Origin of the sequence: Nostoc sp. (assembly GCF_036917275.1) — a bacterium.
Taxonomy (GTDB): Bacteria; Cyanobacteriota; Cyanobacteriia; order Cyanobacteriales; family Nostocaceae; genus Nostoc.
The window spans coordinates 38145-53937 of record NZ_JBALDF010000053.1; the positions used below are offsets into that span (position 1 = coordinate 38145).

Sequence of the window (15793 nt, forward strand, 5' to 3'; positions counted from 1 at the left end):
CTCTCATCTGAGAAACTGCTCCTCTAACACGCCCGTACAAGCATCAGCTTGATATATTAACAATATCAATAAAGGAATACTGGCACACCAACATGGTAAAGGACATGTCTAATGTGATAATTTCCCCCATCACCCTCACTATCCCAGTTATACTCTCTACAGTTAACCCTTACCGTTGACCATTTATGCCTGAAAATTGGATACCTCCCAGGATTTTTCCCATTGGTGGAATTCTGTTTGACTTTTTATTTGTACTGATTGCCATCCCCATCGAAGCATATGTTTTCCACAATCGACTAAAATTTGACAAAAAATCCAGTATTTTTTATGCCATTTCTATCAATCTGTTTTCTAGTGTGATTGGTTGGATCATATTTTTTGTATCAGAACCAATGTTGCCGATCCAGGTGAAATCAGAATTAATTAACTATATGTTTTTTAATAATTTTAAATCACCCAAAACACAAACGTTTATCATCTTAACTGCTTTTGGAGTTTTTTTTGCTACTTTTTTGATAAAATTCTTCCTTTTAAGAGGATTACTACTATTATTAAATGAATCATTTGCTAAAAAAGAAGAGGAACCTAAAACATCTCAACGGCGGCGTTGGCGGAGTTTTAGCAATCTTAGATTACAAAGTACCAATTTAGTCACTACTATGTTAATTGCGAATTCTGTGAGTTATAGTGCTATCACCATTATTTTATTGTTTCGCTCAAAGTAGGAAGAATAGTGATTAATCAGGTGTGATGAGGAATATGAATACGCTATTTAAAGATGTATTTGGGCTTTTTAAATTTACGGAAGGGCTTTATGCGGGAATTAGAAAGCTATTAGTTCCACCCAAAGCTTATTCCTGGCAGACATTTATTTATCTGAGTATTTTTTCTTGGGTACTTTCATATTGTGCTACAGGTTATATCAAAGATATAATTGCCTTTTTCGGTTGGTTATTTTTAATTGCTGGCACAGCTTGGTATACAACTGAAGATCCTTTGAGGGTTCCTGGTACTTTTATGCCAGTCGGGGCAGTGATCACTGGATTCTTAGTTAGCGTTTTTGCTTTTGGAAGTCAACAAGATGTAATTACATCAAGAACAATCGTTTTTTGGCCAACAATTTCATCACTAATTACAGCAATACCAGAATTTATTGAAGGAAATGACACCGACGCTAAAGCTCGAATTCCTAAGCCAGAAGACCGCCAAAGAATTATAATTTTAGTTGCTAGTAGTATGCTGCTAAGTTGCTGGATTCAGTTTTACTTTGTGATGGATAATTGGTTCCAACAATATCCCAGTTTGCAGGCAGATACTTTTAAACGTAGTGCCTTTGTTGTCAGAACAGAAGAACGAGTAAAAATACCGCAAAACGGTGTTGTGATTTTAGAAAAACTTCAACCAAGAGTAGTAGAAGAAATAGATCAAAGACCTTGGTCGGAAGTAGAAAAATGGTTGCTAGATGCGAAACAGCGGGTAAGAACTCTGAGTACGGAAGTAATTCAAAAAAACCTTGGGAGATATGAAGAGAAGGAACTATGGCACGTTGAACCGCGTGTAGCTAATACTAAGTCTGGATATATATTAGATTTATTAAGTATTTGGATAGGCCCAAGTTCTAACCCACGGGGCTATTACTTGAAAAAATCTTGTCGGATTGAACCGGTTGCAGCAACTAACAATCCAGGGAATAAGATTACAGTTGCAGAAATTGAATGCGATCGCATCAATAAATTAATTGCTGGATCACCGCCTCCGCAGCAGTGACTCAATTTTGTATTTTAGATGGCAACTCTTAGAGACACTCTCGCGAACGCTTCAGTCGAACAATTTTAGATTTATTCTCGCATTTAAATTTGGGGGCAACTTTTACAAGACGCGTAAGGGACAGGCATTTTTAAATTCTTTGATTTTGAATTATTCAATTCCATTATCCAAAATTTAAAATCTAAACTTCGGTGAGGGAGATGAGAAAATGAGGGAAAAATGATAAATGACTATTAACAGAATTTTTGTATTGGCAAAGAATGTGTTTCAGGAAGTGGTACGCGATCGCATCCTATATATTATTGGTTTTTATGCCTTAATACTTGCCACTGCTTTCCGCGTCCTTCCTGAATTTGCGGCTACGACTGAAGACAAAATGTTTTTAGACTTTGGGATGGTGGCGATGAATGCCATCGGGTTAATTGTGACGATATTTGTTGGTACAGGACTGGTTAATAAAGAAATTGAAAAACGCACTGTCTTAATGTTAATTGCTAAACCTGTCAGCCGCAGCGAAATTATCGTCGGCAAATACTTGGGTTTATCCGCAGTACTAGCTGTACTTATCACCACGATGACAGCAATTTATCTGATATTTCTGCAATTTGGTAACATTCCTCATCCAACGGGGAGCATTCTAATTGCGGCAATTTTCTTATTTTTACAGTTATCATTAATCACTGCTATAGCTATTACCTTTGGTGTTTTTACTGCTTCTTTGCTAGCGACTATTTTAACCTTTGCAGTATATTTAATCGGAAATATTACTCAAGATTTAGTACAACTTGGTCGTCTTAGTCACAACCCTGGTATCGAACGTCTAACTCAAGGTTTGTTTCTCATCTTACCAGATTTATCTCGATTAGATTTGAAAAATGATGCTGTTTATGGTCTGCAAGCACTACCTGACATAACTGCACTGATTATGAATGCTGGCTATGGCTTACTTTATAGTGCCATGTTGTTAGCGATCGCTATTCTTATCTTTTCACAACGCGAATTTTAGTCATTGGGCAGAAGAACAAACAGAAAGTTATTCTCTCTTAACTCTGCTAATTTTAGATTTTAAATTTAAGGAAAAATCTAAAATCTAAAATCTAAAATTGAATCACTCCTAATTCTTTTAATAAATCATTATCTGGGGTTGCTTAATTGTGCCATCAGGCATGATAGTATTTCGGAACTTCGCATAAATCAGGTTTGTTTCCCAAAGGTTTGCCTTACTCAAGTTTGCCTTGGTTAAATTTGCCCATGTCAGGTCTGCACCAGTTAAATTGGCCTCAGTTAAATTAGCTTCTAGTAATTTTGCTCCACATAGCTTTGCTTCTGTGAGATTTGCTCTAACTAAGTTAGCTTCAATCAGTGATGCTTCAATTAATTTGGCTTCACTTAAGTCTGCTTCCCTCAAATCTACATCACACAAAGAAGCACCCCAAAGATTACTATTTGTGAATTTTGCCCGCCATAAGAAAGTTCCGCACAAATTTGCTCGTGTTAAATCAGCATTAATCAAGTTAGCTTCACACAAAGATGCTTCATACAAATTAGCTTCACGTAAGCTAGCTTGCATCAAATTTGCGCCACTTAAATTAGCACGAGTGAGGACACAGCCACACAGATTTGCATCACGCAAATCCGCTCCTATGAAGTTAACACCACTTAAATCAATTCCTTTCAGGTCGATTCCACTCAAGTCACATCCACTGAAATCTCGGCGCTGAAAATATTTATTTGTAATTTGACTTAATATAAATTCCTGCTTATCTGCATAATTTTTCATGGTATTCACCTCTGGGTGTAATTTATCTCAAAGTTCGAGTAGATAGTTACCGTATATTGAGAGTACACCCCAAATGGAGATCAGCTCAGTAAATAATCAAAAATAAATTCTTAAAAAATCGCCAATAACCTGAAAATACGTTTTTGAAGTGGTTTTTAAAACAAAGAATGCTGACATAGGTCAGGAAACATTGATAAGTCAAGTTGGTAGGGTGCGTTACACTAAATACTAACGCACCACTTTACTAAGTTGATAGCGAAGGCTAAAGTATAAACCATCATCCTGGGCGTTATTACCGCGATCGCTCAGATCGATAACTTGACCAAATTTAATTATACTAGTACGGCTAACTCCATTGGCGTCAGGGCCAATACCAAAGGGGGTTGCAAGGTTATCGAAGAGAAAAGTTTGACCATCCTCATAGGTAAATCCCAGAGATAGGGTAAATTCAACTCTTAGCGATCGCAATTATCCCACTCTTAATCACCTCATTTCTGCTTGCCACCGACTATATTTTGCAACAAATCCCCTATTTACGAATTACGATTTATTTTAATTACTAAGTCAGTCTTTCAACTTTGAATTTGGAATTGCTTATGTCTAACCTACCACCACTGAATACAGAAACAATTTGGGCAATTCTTAACGAGAAACTTGATGATGCCACAGTCAACCAGTTGCTATGGCATTATTTAGGCTATCGCTATGATTCCTCAACTGCACACTGGGACACTAGCCAAGTTGCACCAGAATGGCAAGATGAGTACCCACAACCACCAGATTTCATTGAATCTCGCCCTGCAACAGTCAAGTTGACTCGTTCCATTCCTGCTGAAAATAAACAAATGCTAAAAGAAAAACTGGGTTTCAAAGGTTACAAAATTGGTGAATTTGGGCCTCGACAAACTCGCAGGGCGACGGCGGCGAATTGGTTATTAAGTTATCTACAACAAACTAACGGCAAAATTGAGTAATTTCATGCGGCAGATATTTCTAGTAATCCTAAATCCTTTCTGAGAAACAAGATCCCCGGCTTCGTAAAAGTTGTCGGGGATCTATGGATTGCAATTATCATAAATTAAATCACATTGCTCTAGTAAAAAGTATCTTATTATTACCAATATTGTTTTCATTACCGAATATCTGCTGTTTTATGACTTAATAAAAAACTATCAATTTATTTATTAACTAATATTTTCTATTTAAATAGAATAATACTTTAAAGACAAAGTTGTAATCAGTCAATTTGAATATTAATCACAAAGTAAATGCTATAAACAGTCAAAAATTGCCAAAAAATAATTAATTTTTATAAAGTATTTATCAATTATTCCTGAAGATAGAAGCACTGGTTATATAATTATTTCTCTAGAGTGATTTGCAAATTCAAATGAGCATCAGAAAATATTCCTATCAACCATTGATATTAGAAACACTTTTATGGCAAAGCCAATTGAATTTAATTTATTTGCACCTTACAACAAAGGAGCCGCATTAATTGGTTCTTTTTCTGATTGGCAGGAAATTCCAATGGAAAAAGGTGATGATGGTTATTTTCGTACAAGTGTTGAACTAGAAGACGGCGTTTATAAATATAAATTCCGCGTCCAATCAAATTCATGGTTTTTGGAACCAGAACAATGGGTTGATGTCACAGACCCCTATGCAACTGATATAGATGAACAAAGTGGAAAAGATGATGGTGTTATCCAGGTAAAAGATGGTAAAAGGATTACTGATACTTATATTTGGCAACATGATGATAAACCTTTACCCGCTGACCAAGAATTGGTAATTTATGAATTGCATGTCGGTGACTTTTCTGGTGGTGAGGATGACCTTTATGCACGAGGTAAGTACAAACATGTCATTGAAAAGTTAGATTATTTGTGTGAACTGGGAATTAACGCTATTGAGTTGATGCCACTTAAAGAATATCCTGGTGATTATAGTTGGGGTTATAATCCCCGCCACTTCTTTGCAACAGAATCTAGTTATGGTTCAACTGCTGAGTTAAAAAAGTTGATTGATGAGTGTCATGCTAAAGGTATTCGTGTGATTCTTGACGGTATTTATAACCACTCAGAAGCATCTGCTCCTTTAACACAAATTGACCACGATTATTGGTATCATCACTCTCCCCGTGACCCTGGTAATAACTGGGGACCTGAGTTTAATTATGAACATTATGACGAAAAATTAGATATTCATCCAGCATGGAAATTTACTGGTGATACAATCCGTTTTTGGATTGGGGAATATCATCTTGATGGTATTCGCTATGATGCAGCACGGCAAATTGCTAACTACGACTTCATGCACTGGATTGTTCAAGAAGCTAAAAAAACTGCTAGCATGAAGCCTTTTTACAACGTTGCCGAATACATTCCTGAAACTACCAGCATTACCAATGTAGATGGGCCAATGGATGGTTGCTGGCATGATAGTTTCTATCACTGCATTTTAGAACATATCTGCGGTGATACATTTGATTTAGAGCGTCTCAAAGATGTCATTGACTGCAAGCGCCAAGGCTTTTTGGGTGCCACTAATGTGGTAAATTACCTCACCAACCACGACCATAACCATCTCATGGTTGAATTGGGGAACCGTGAGATTTTTGACGAAGATGCCTTTAGGCGGGCTAAATTAGGAGTAGCCATCCTAATGACTGCTGTTGGTATACCTTTGATTTGGATGGGAGAGGAATTTGGCGAGTATAAACCTAAACAACCCGAATCATCCAAAATTGATTGGACGCTGTTAGGTAATGATTTAAATCGTGGTTTATTTGAATCATACAAAGGCTTAACCAACCTGCGTAAAAATAATCATGCCCTCTACACAGAAAATATTGATTTTATCCACGAAAATCCCGAGGCAAAAGTATTAGCTTATACTCGTTGGAATGATGAAGGTTCTCGTGTAGTCGTGGTAGCTAATTTTTCAGAAAATTTTCTAGGTGACTATCATGTTCCTAATTTAGCAAGCAGTGGTACATGGCACGAGTGGACAGGGAATTATGATGTCGAAGCTAGTGACGATGGTATCGTAGCTGATTTGGGACCATACGAAGCCAAAGTGTTTGTATGGCAGTAATGATATACACTACTGCTGAGTCGGTAGTCCAATAGCAAAGAAAAGGGGAAACATTTTTCCCCTTTTTCAGTTATTATCTTATGTATATACAGTTTCATTAGAAATTTGTCAAGCAGAAAACAGGCTATTTTAAAATATCATCGGTTTGTGTTACACTTTTGAGTTGAAGTGCGGATATAAAATTGCCAAATCATCCCCATGCACAACAAATTATTTAATAGTAATATCGAGAGCGATCGCATTTTATTAACTCCCAATGAAATCAAATCAAAATTACCTTTAACACAATTAGCTGAACAAAGAGTTTTAGCATCTAGACAGGAAATAGAATATATCCTGGATTTTCAGGATCGCAGAAAATTTATAGTAGTTGGCCCATGCTCAATCCACGATCCTAAAGCAGCGCTCGAATATTCTGAGAGATTGAAAATATTGGCCGAGCGAGTTAAGGATAACTTGCTATTAGTTATGCGAGTGTACTTTGAAAAACCAAGAACAACTGTAGGCTGGAAAGGATTAATTAATGATCCAGATATGGATGATTCTTTCCATGTAGAAAATGGTTTGTTAATTGCCCGGAACCTGTTATTAAAAATTACAGAATTAGGATTACCTGCTGGGACAGAAGCACTAGATCCAATCATTCCTCAATACATTAGTGAACTGATTACATGGTCTGCCATTGGAGCACGCACGACCGAATCACAAACTCACCGCGAAATGGCAAGTGGGCTTTCGATGCCTGTAGGTTTTAAAAACGGTACTGACGGTAATATTCAAGTAGCTTTGAATGCCCTACAATCAGCTAGAAACCCGCATAATTTTCTGGGAATTAATCAAAACGGACAGGTCAGCGTATTTCAAACTAAAGGTAATGCCTACGGTCACGTAATTTTAAGGGGTGGTACTCAGCCCAACTTTGATCCAGCAAATGTCAAACTGGTAGAAGAGAAATTAAAACAGGCAAATTTACCACCGAGAATTGTGATTGACTGTAGCCACGGCAATACCAATAAAGATTACAAATTACAAGGTATTGTCTTAGAAAATATTATTCAGCAAATAGTGGATGGTAATACATCAATAGTTGGCATGATGTTGGAATCCCATTTGTATGAAGGTAATCAATCAATTACTGGTAAACAAGAAGAATTAAAATATGGTACTTCTGTAACTGATAAATGCATTGGCTGGGAAGAAACCGAAAAAATTATTTTGGCTGCTCACGAAAAACTTAAGTAAATATTATAGCGGAGGTTTTCAGAGGTTTTGAATCTTACTCCCCAACGCTAGTAGGGCTTGTCATTACCCATATATGACAATCCCCGCTTCGTTTTTATATAATATGAACCTTATGTAAAATAATAAAAAATACTTGAGGGGGCGACAAGTGAGCTAAAAAGCTTACTGTATAAGTGACATAGCTTTTAAACTTCGCCGATAAAAGTTTGCCTATTGCGAATAGATTCCATGAGTTCCTCAACCCATAGTTGACATTCATGAAAAGCAGCTATCTAATTTTGTCTGTATAAACCTATCCAAAAATTACTGTGTCGTTTTCTTGTTCTAGCTTTGGTGTTACACAACAACTATTGCGGTAAATATGACCCCAAATTCTCCTGCGGGGGTTTTTTTTAAATTAGCGATGTTTACGACGAGCTTGTTTTCGAGATGCTACGCGCAGCTCGATTCTCCGTGTGGGTACGCTTACGCAAGCAAATCTACTAAGCCTGTAATGCCTTAAACCATTTATTTAAAACTGTACTGATGGTTTTCTTAATCTGATGCTTACGACTCCATTTCTGAAATGCCATTTCATACTCTTCGCCTTTGATTTGAAAGGTATTCCAAACATCTAGTCCTATAGGCAATCCGCAGAATAGTAAAATGTACAGCGACCAAGAAATTCCACCACCAGTAATTAAATTCAACAGTATAAAAAAGCCACTTAAAATTGCGTAATTGCCTAGACGCTTCTGAAATTTTTTGATGCGGTAGGCGTCAAAAGCCTTTCGCTGTTCAACTTGACCCTGTTGTACTAACCAATCATGTTGGGCTAATTTTAAAGAATCAGGTGAGATTTCTAACTCAGCAGCAATTTCTAATATTTGCTCATAAGAAAATTCTGTATCCTTGTCATTAGCTTGACGAGCGATCGCTAAGTGCAGAATTTGTTGGACATCTTCTTGGCTATAAGAGCGGATGCTTTGAGGTTCAAACGCTGTCATAATTCTTTCGCTTATATTGGTTTTAATAGAAATTTGCAACCCAATAGATTTTAAGTAGCTACGCCAGTACTATTTCCATTATCTCTACATTAGCAAATCTGGATGTTGTCGCGCGTCTAATGTATTGTATTTTTAACTTTGAGTAAAATGCGTCTATCGCTCCTGCACTTTTGGTTGTCAATAGGCATAAATATCTTTAATAACTTGTACCCAACCGTTAGGGACAGATTCGAGGATGCGATCGCCTTTTTCTTTGGTTGCGATTGTGGCGTCGCCAATCACTTCACTTTTACTGATATCTCGCGTCACCCAAGCCACAGGTAACTTACCTTCCCAACTCAGTAAAATAATTTCTGACTGTTCTGGAGGATACTCTGCAACAGTTTTTTCTAGCTTTACTTGTTCTGGCAAAATCGATAACATAATGCTAGTTTCAGCATCTACAATTAACCGCAGATAAGGGCCATGTTATTCAAGTTGCCCCCACAGGTACTTGACAATAAAATTCAATTTGAATGGTTGAAAACTTAGACAAATCAAGATTATAGTGATTCGATGCCAAATTCTAAGGGGCGATCGCTCACAATTGTAAAAGCTTGCTCAGGGGGAATTTCTGGTCTTCTTAAAAAGAAATATTCTCTAGCATCAGAACCATAATTAAAACCCACAATTACTACAAACTCTTTTCTTGGGTCGTAGTTGTCAATGAAAGCGCAAAACTGGGCATATAGTATTGGTTGTCTAGCGGCTGCTGCTGAGAGTTGCATCATCTGCCAAGCTTCAGTGCCTTTAGCAGTATAATACATTCTGTCTCCTAGCTGCGATGCACCTTCAACTAGCGAAAAATTATTCCCACTAGTATGCTCTATCTGGAGTACTTTATGTAGATAGAGGTAGCCCCTGCCTAGTCTTTGGAAGAACTTCCATGCTTGGGCGCTAAACAATACTTCACCCAATGAAACGATATTTTCGGCAATTTGCTGCTGAATTTCCTTTTCAGGTGTCATAGTAATTCCTAATTCGTAATTGCTAATTCGTAATTAAGACAGACTTGAAAAAAGCTTGAAACAGGCGTTTTTCAGGACTTTATCCTGGTTTTAAAAAAATAGATCCAATCCCAATTTAGTATAGGTGAGATATTTTTTCTTACTTTTAAGTTAACAAAATTTAATTGGATTGCAACTTTCAAGTTGATCTAAAAGCTAAAAATGCCTTGTGCTGCCAGTCGAATCCCCCTATTGATAGAGAAGCGCAATGAGCTTCTAGCCCCAAGCCTTGCCTAATCCTTTGCTTATGCCCGTGCTGTGGCACTCGATTTATTAATGCAACGACAAGTAGCATTTGCTAAGTTGAAATAAAAAGGTGTATTAGTACTAAATGCACCAGCAAATCAAATTGCCGATCAGTTAGTTGAGCGATATCTGCAACTCAAAGCGCGAAATCAGCTTTAGCTAATTGCATTGATAAATCGAATGCGAGGTGCTATTTTCAGCACCTCACAATCCATGCCTAAAGTGATGAAAAAGTACTAATCACGATTAGACAACCACAAAATTGTTTTTGCTTAGTGACAATCCAGCAGATAGTTGTGCAAACTGTACCTTAGCAAACCCAGACGCACTGCCATCTTGGTCAAAGAACAGTCCACCTGTAGAAAAATCATAGATAAATCGTTGAGCGATCGTCGTTGCAGATGCTCCGAGGGTAAACTGACTTGTCTGAAGTGAACCGATTGATAACCCGCCACCAAAACCAGCAGCCGATACCCGAATGATTTCATTAGTGGCATTGAAGTCATAAAGACGATCAACACCTTCATTGTAACTATTGAAAGCAAAGGTATCAGTACCATTATTTCCATAGAGGGTGTCATTACCAAAACCACCTGTCAGGATATCGTTGCCATCGCCCCCAGACAGCAGGTTCTTGCCTGTTGAACCGCTAGCACTCAAGGTATCGTTACCAGCACCACCGTTGAGAGTGTTATTGCCACGGCCACCAGTGAGGATATCATTGCCATAATCACCATAAAGGGTGTTATTACCAGAGGCATTAGAGGCAGAGAGAGTATCATTGCCATCGCCCCCAGAGAGTAGGTTATCGCCTGTTGAACCGCTAGCATTCAAGTTATCGTTACCAGCACCACCGTTGAGGGTGTTTTTGCCAGACGAGCGAGAGTCGTATGTGGTGGAGAGGTCGCGGGGTTCGTACGGATCTTCGTAAGGGGTGTAGCTGTAGTAGCCAGAGATGGAGAGAGAATCATCGCCATCACCACCATTGAGTAGATTATTGCCTAATGAACCGCTAGCACTCAAAGTATCTTTACCAGCACCACCGTTGAGGGTGTTATTGCCAGACGAGCGAGAGTCCGTAAAGACGTAGGGATTTCCTTGGTAGTAGCCAGAGACGGAGAGAGAATCATTGTCATTGCCACCATTGAGCAGGTTATCGCCTGTTGAACCGCTAGCACTCAAGTTATCGTCACCAGCGCCACCATTGAGGGTATTCTTGCCAGACGAACGAGAGTCGTAATCGTCGCTTGGGTAGCTAAAGCTGTGGTAGCCAGAGACGGAGAGAGAATCATTGCCAGCGCTACCATCCAGTAGGTTATTGCCTGCTGAACCCTCAGCACTCAAATAATCGTTACCAACGCCACCGTTAAGGGTGTTCTTGCCAGACGAGCGAGAGTCGTAGTCGTTTGAGTAGCTGTAGCTGTGGTAGCCAGAGACGGAAAGAGAATCATTGCCATCGTCTCCAGAAAGCAGGTTATCGCCAACGAGGGAGTCATTCCCCGTACCACCAACGAGAGTATCATTTCCCGCACCACCAATGAGAGTATCATTCCCCGCACCACCTCTGAGAATGTCGTTGCCACTCAAGCCGTCGATGCGGTCATTACCCCCCTGACCATTGATGACATCATTTGAGTTATCTAAACCCGTAATATTGTTAGAGAGGTCATTGAGGAAAGTCACCGTGTTCTTGATGCCGATGCTCGGATAAGTAGAGTTAGCATCCAGGACATTAAAGCTGTCGGTGATGCTAGTTTGTCCATCAAACAGGATATTACCGATAGCTGGTCTGGCTCCAGAAGCTTTTAGATTCTCCAAGTTTTCTAATTTAAAGTTTTGCAGGATGACTTTTGTACCATCTTGCCCTTCAAAGGTGATTTCTAGATTGCTGCCATTCTGGGCAAGCAGCAGATTTCGGGCAGTTAAGCCAGTACCCTGGAATTTAATGGTATCCACTTCGGCAATCACTGCTGCTGTGGGATTTATACCTTTACCAATGCCAGCGAAATCGGTGATTGTATCAGTACCGTCACCCAAGTTGTAAACAAATTTATCCTTGCCGCCTCCACCAATCAGAGTGTCGTTGCCCTGGTTAGCTGTGATAGTATCATTCCCGGCAAGACCCTTAATCGTGTCCGCACTGTCGCTACCCAGTAGGGTATCATTACCGTTAGTTCCAATGATATTTGCCATAACTTTTACCAACCTAAATCGATTTTTTCAGTAACTTAAGTTCTCAATCTGCTGTTAGTGCTATTTTAGGGCACAAATAACTCGCCAAAATTTGACATTTTCGGCATAGTTTAACGTCACCCTTGAGCATCAGTAATATTTCTCGAAGATTCACCCTTTAACTGGCTTGTAAATAAGACTTGCCAACTATTGAGAACTATCTAAATCTTAGGCACCGTACACAATTATCAGCGTGTGCATTCTAGTCAAATAGATAGTTTCAGGCTTTTTTAATTATCCTTGACTCAGTAGCTTCGGTGATACCTTTCCTGCGGAACGCTACACGTAGCAAAATCCCCGTAGGGGTATGATAAGTAAGCTTCTCTACCAGAGGCGACACCAACGCTAACGCCTGGGTTGGGTGTAGATGCGGCTATGATCAAGATTAAGCGATGCCTGCGGCGGGCTACGCCTACGCCTGGCAATGTTTTCTATCTAAACAAGAATCGCTATAGGTTACCAAAATTATGAGCGCAGACATGAACACTTGCAAACTATCCGCACCCATGCCCAAAGTTGAGGAACAAAATCCAACATCTATTCTCTGCTAACAGTAATTGTATTCAACAATCTAATGGGAGGTGCTTAAAATAGAACCTCCCATTGCGTGCCGCTTAGTGATAGAAGAACGCTAATTATGATTAAACAACCACAAAATTATTGTTGGTTAGTGACAATCCAGCAGATAATTGTGCAAATTTTACCTGAGTAAACCCAGACGCACTACCATCAAGGTCAAAGTACAGTCCACCTGTGGAATTATTATAAATAAATCGTTGAGCGATCGTCGTTGCAGATGCTCCAAGGGTAAACTGACTTATCTTAAGTGAACCGATTGATAACCCGCCACCAAAACCAGTAGCCGATACTTGAATGAATTCATTAGTCGCGTTGAAGTCATTAATACTATTAACGCCGTCATTGTAACTACTGAAGGCAAAGGTATCAGTACCGTTGCCACCTACCAGGATATCATTGCCATTGGCACTAGTGAGAGTATCATTCCCATTGCCACCGTTGAGGGTGTTACCATAATAAGAAGAATTAGAGAAGCCTGAGACGGTGAGATAATCATTCCCATCACCCCCGTTAAGGATGTTTGAACCTGTAGGACCATTAACAATTAAGTAATCGTCACCAGTGCCACCGTTGAGCGTGTTTAAACTGGAGCCGGCTGCTCCATTGGAAAAAGAGGAAAATAGAGAATCATTACCATCGCCCCCAGAGAGCAGATTAAAGACATCAAAAGAGTCAGAACCTAAAGAGTTAATACTTAAGTAATCATCACCAGCGCCACCGTTAAGTGTGTTAGTACCTCCACTACCAATGAGAGTATCATTTCCCGCATTCCCCCGCAGCAGGTCGTTGCCAGTACCACTATCGAGGTAGTCATTACCTATACCACCAATGAGAGTATTATTCCCCGCACCACCGTTGAGGGTATTATTGCCTGAGGCGTCAAAGGCACTAAGAGAATCATTGCCATCGGCTCCAAAGAGCAGGTTATTGCCTGTTGAATTGTCAATATTCAATGTATCGTTCCCCGCACCACCGTTGAGGGTGTTAGTGCCCGATGTGGTAAAACTGCGCCCGTAGTAGTCGTTGTACTCGAACCCAGAGCCGGAGAGAGAATCATTGCCATCGCCACCAGAGAGGAGGTTATTCCCTGATGAATAGTCAATATTTAATGTATCATCACCAGTACCACCGTTAAGGGTGTTATTGCCTGATGTGACAAAATAAAAACTTTGGTCGAAGTCGTTGCGGTAGTAACCAGAACCGGAGAGATAATCATTACCATTGCCTCCATCCAGCAGATTATTGCCTGTTGAATTGTCTATATTCAATGTATCATTACCAACGCCACCGTTGAGGGTATTCTTGCCAGAAGCGGTGGAGAATCCTGCGTAATAGTCAGAGTAGCCAGAGGCTATGAGAGAATCGTTGCCATCGCCACCATTGAGTAGGTTATCGCCTTTTGAAAAGTTAATATTCAATGTATCGTTACCAGCACCACCGTTGAGGGTGTTATCCCCTAAAGGGTTAACAATGCCGTATCTGGTAATATAGCCAGAGCCGGAGAGATAATCATTGCCATCGTCACCATTAAGTAGGTTATCGCCTTTTGAAGCGCCAACATCCAAGGTATCATTACCGACGCCTCCAGAGAGGAAGTTATTGCCTGTTGAATAGTTAGCAGTCAAGTAATCATCATCAGCACCACCGTTAAGGGTGTTATTGCCTGAGGCACCAAGGAAGGAGAAGTACTGGAAACCAGAGACGTAGAGATAATCATTGCCATCACCACCATCAAGCAGGTTATCGCCTGTTGAATAGTCAGCAGTCAAGCTATCGTCACCAACACCACCGCTGAGGGTATTATTGCCTGAAGCGCCAATACTACGGTTATCGTAGCTAGAGGCTATGAGAGAATCATTCCCATCGCCCCCGGAGAGCAGGTTATCACCTGTTGAACTGCTAGCATTCAAACTATCGTTACCAAGACCACCGTTGAGGATATTATTGCCTGAGGCAAAATAGATATCTCCATATGTATTGTAGTCGTCATCGCCAGAAACGGAGAGAGAATCATTCCCATCGCCCCCAGATAGGAGGTTATCGCCTGTTGAGCCGCTAGCATTTAAGCTAAATTTATTTCCTGTACCACCAACGAGGGTATCATTCCCCGCACCACCAATGAGAGTATCATTGCCCGTACCACCTCTCAAAAGGTCGTTGCCACTCAAGCCGTCAATGATGTCATTACCCCCCTGAGCATTGATCACATCATCTGATTTGTCAAAGCCATTAACATTGTTGGAGAGGTCATTAAGGAAAGTGACTGTATTTTTGTTGAAGATAGTGCTTTGGGTAGAGTTGGCATTGAAGACATCAAAGCTATCGATAGGGCTAGTTTGCCCATCAAACAGGATATTAGCCAAGTCTACAGTAGCTCCAGTAGATTTACTCAAGTTATCCAGGTTTTCCAAGGCAAAGTTTTGCAGGATGACTTTGGTATTATCCCCTTCAAAGGTGATTTCCAGATTGTTACCATTCTGAGTCAGCAGCAGATTTTGAGCAGTTAAGGCAGTACCAAGGAATTTTAGGGTGTCCACTTCGGCAATGACTGCTACTATCGGGTTTGTTCCTTTACCTACGCCATTGAAATCGGTGATGGTATCAGTGCCGTTGTTGTAGTTGTAGACAAATTTATCCTTGCCACCGCCACCAGTTAAAGTATCGTTGCCCTGGTTAGCTGTGATAGTATCATCCCCGGCTTTCCCGTTAATTGTGTCCGCGCTATCGCTGCCCACTAAGGTATCATTACCGTTGGTTCCAATGATATTTGCCATAACTTTTACCTACCTAAATCGATTTTTCTAGTAACTTCTGTT

General features: G+C 39.9%; 10 protein-coding genes and 4 pseudogenes. 7 read left to right on the forward strand and 7 right to left on the reverse strand.

Annotation, left to right across the window (positions count from 1 at the left end; translation table 11 throughout):
* Positions 1-185: 185 nt before the first annotated feature.
* From fraC to V7K35_RS19385, 3 genes are all read left to right on the forward strand, one after another.
* Complete coding sequence (gene fraC, locus V7K35_RS19375) at positions 186-725, forward strand: filament integrity protein FraC (protein ID WP_335080805.1); 540 nt, start codon at positions 186-188, stop codon at positions 723-725.
* 34 nt (positions 726-759) lie between these two features.
* A complete protein-coding gene (fraD, locus tag V7K35_RS19380) occupies positions 760-1767 on the forward strand; it encodes a septal junction protein FraD (RefSeq protein WP_335080806.1) in 1008 nt (335 codons plus the stop codon).
* Positions 1768-1993: 226 nt separating this feature from the next.
* Complete coding sequence (locus V7K35_RS19385) at positions 1994-2773, forward strand: ABC transporter permease (RefSeq protein WP_335080808.1); 780 nt, start codon at positions 1994-1996, stop codon at positions 2771-2773.
* A 117-nt stretch (positions 2774-2890) separates the two neighbouring features.
* On the opposite strand, the gene V7K35_RS19390 is transcribed toward V7K35_RS19385, so the two are convergent.
* Positions 2891-3547 carry a pentapeptide repeat-containing protein gene (locus V7K35_RS19390; RefSeq protein ID WP_335080809.1) on the reverse strand — a complete coding sequence of 219 codons (657 nt, stop codon included), beginning with the start codon at positions 3545-3547 and terminating at the stop codon, positions 2891-2893.
* 228 nt (positions 3548-3775) lie between these two features.
* Positions 3776-4015: a hypothetical protein gene (locus tag V7K35_RS19395; RefSeq protein WP_335080810.1), complete on the reverse strand. Its 240-nt coding sequence runs from the start codon at positions 4013-4015 to the stop codon at positions 3776-3778.
* A gap of 128 nt (positions 4016-4143) precedes the next feature.
* Between V7K35_RS19395 and V7K35_RS19400 the strand changes: the two genes are divergently transcribed.
* The 3 genes from V7K35_RS19400 to V7K35_RS19410 all read left to right on the forward strand — a co-directional run bounded on the left by V7K35_RS19400 (position 4144) and on the right by V7K35_RS19410 (position 7888).
* Positions 4144-4521: a DUF1823 family protein gene (locus tag V7K35_RS19400; RefSeq protein WP_335080811.1), complete on the forward strand. Its 378-nt coding sequence runs from the start codon at positions 4144-4146 to the stop codon at positions 4519-4521.
* Positions 4522-4987: 466 nt separating this feature from the next.
* On the forward strand, positions 4988-6646 hold the full coding sequence (locus tag V7K35_RS19405) for an alpha-amylase family glycosyl hydrolase (protein WP_335080812.1): 1659 nt from the start codon (positions 4988-4990) through the stop codon (positions 6644-6646).
* A gap of 198 nt (positions 6647-6844) precedes the next feature.
* A complete protein-coding gene (locus V7K35_RS19410) occupies positions 6845-7888 on the forward strand; it encodes a 3-deoxy-7-phosphoheptulonate synthase (RefSeq protein WP_335080813.1) in 1044 nt (347 codons plus the stop codon).
* Positions 7889-8370: 482 nt separating this feature from the next.
* Here the strand turns inward: V7K35_RS19410 and V7K35_RS19415 are convergent, their stop codons facing one another.
* From V7K35_RS19415 to V7K35_RS19425, 3 genes and pseudogenes are all read right to left on the reverse strand, one after another.
* Positions 8371-8874, reverse strand: coding sequence for a 2TM domain-containing protein (locus tag V7K35_RS19415; protein ID WP_335080814.1), 504 nt, complete (start codon positions 8872-8874; stop codon positions 8371-8373).
* A gap of 177 nt (positions 8875-9051) precedes the next feature.
* Positions 9052-9315, reverse strand: a pseudogene (locus V7K35_RS19420) (creatininase family protein); the annotation flags it as partial.
* A gap of 101 nt (positions 9316-9416) precedes the next feature.
* Entirely contained in the window at positions 9417-9881 is a 465-nt protein-coding gene (locus tag V7K35_RS19425) for a hypothetical protein (protein ID WP_335080815.1), read from the reverse strand.
* A 282-nt stretch (positions 9882-10163) separates the two neighbouring features.
* On the opposite strand from V7K35_RS19425, the pseudogene V7K35_RS19430 reads away from it, so the two are divergent.
* Positions 10164-10325, forward strand: a pseudogene (locus tag V7K35_RS19430) (DUF58 domain-containing protein); the annotation flags it as partial.
* A gap of 87 nt (positions 10326-10412) precedes the next feature.
* Here V7K35_RS19430 and V7K35_RS19435 read toward each other — a convergent pair.
* Together V7K35_RS19435 and V7K35_RS19440 are read right to left on the reverse strand one after the other, a co-directional pair.
* Positions 10413-12353 (reverse strand): annotated as a pseudogene (locus tag V7K35_RS19435) (calcium-binding protein); the annotation flags it as partial.
* 686 nt (positions 12354-13039) lie between these two features.
* Positions 13040-15751: pseudogene (locus V7K35_RS19440) on the reverse strand (beta strand repeat-containing protein); the annotation flags it as partial.
* Between the last annotated feature and the right edge of the window lie 42 nt (positions 15752-15793).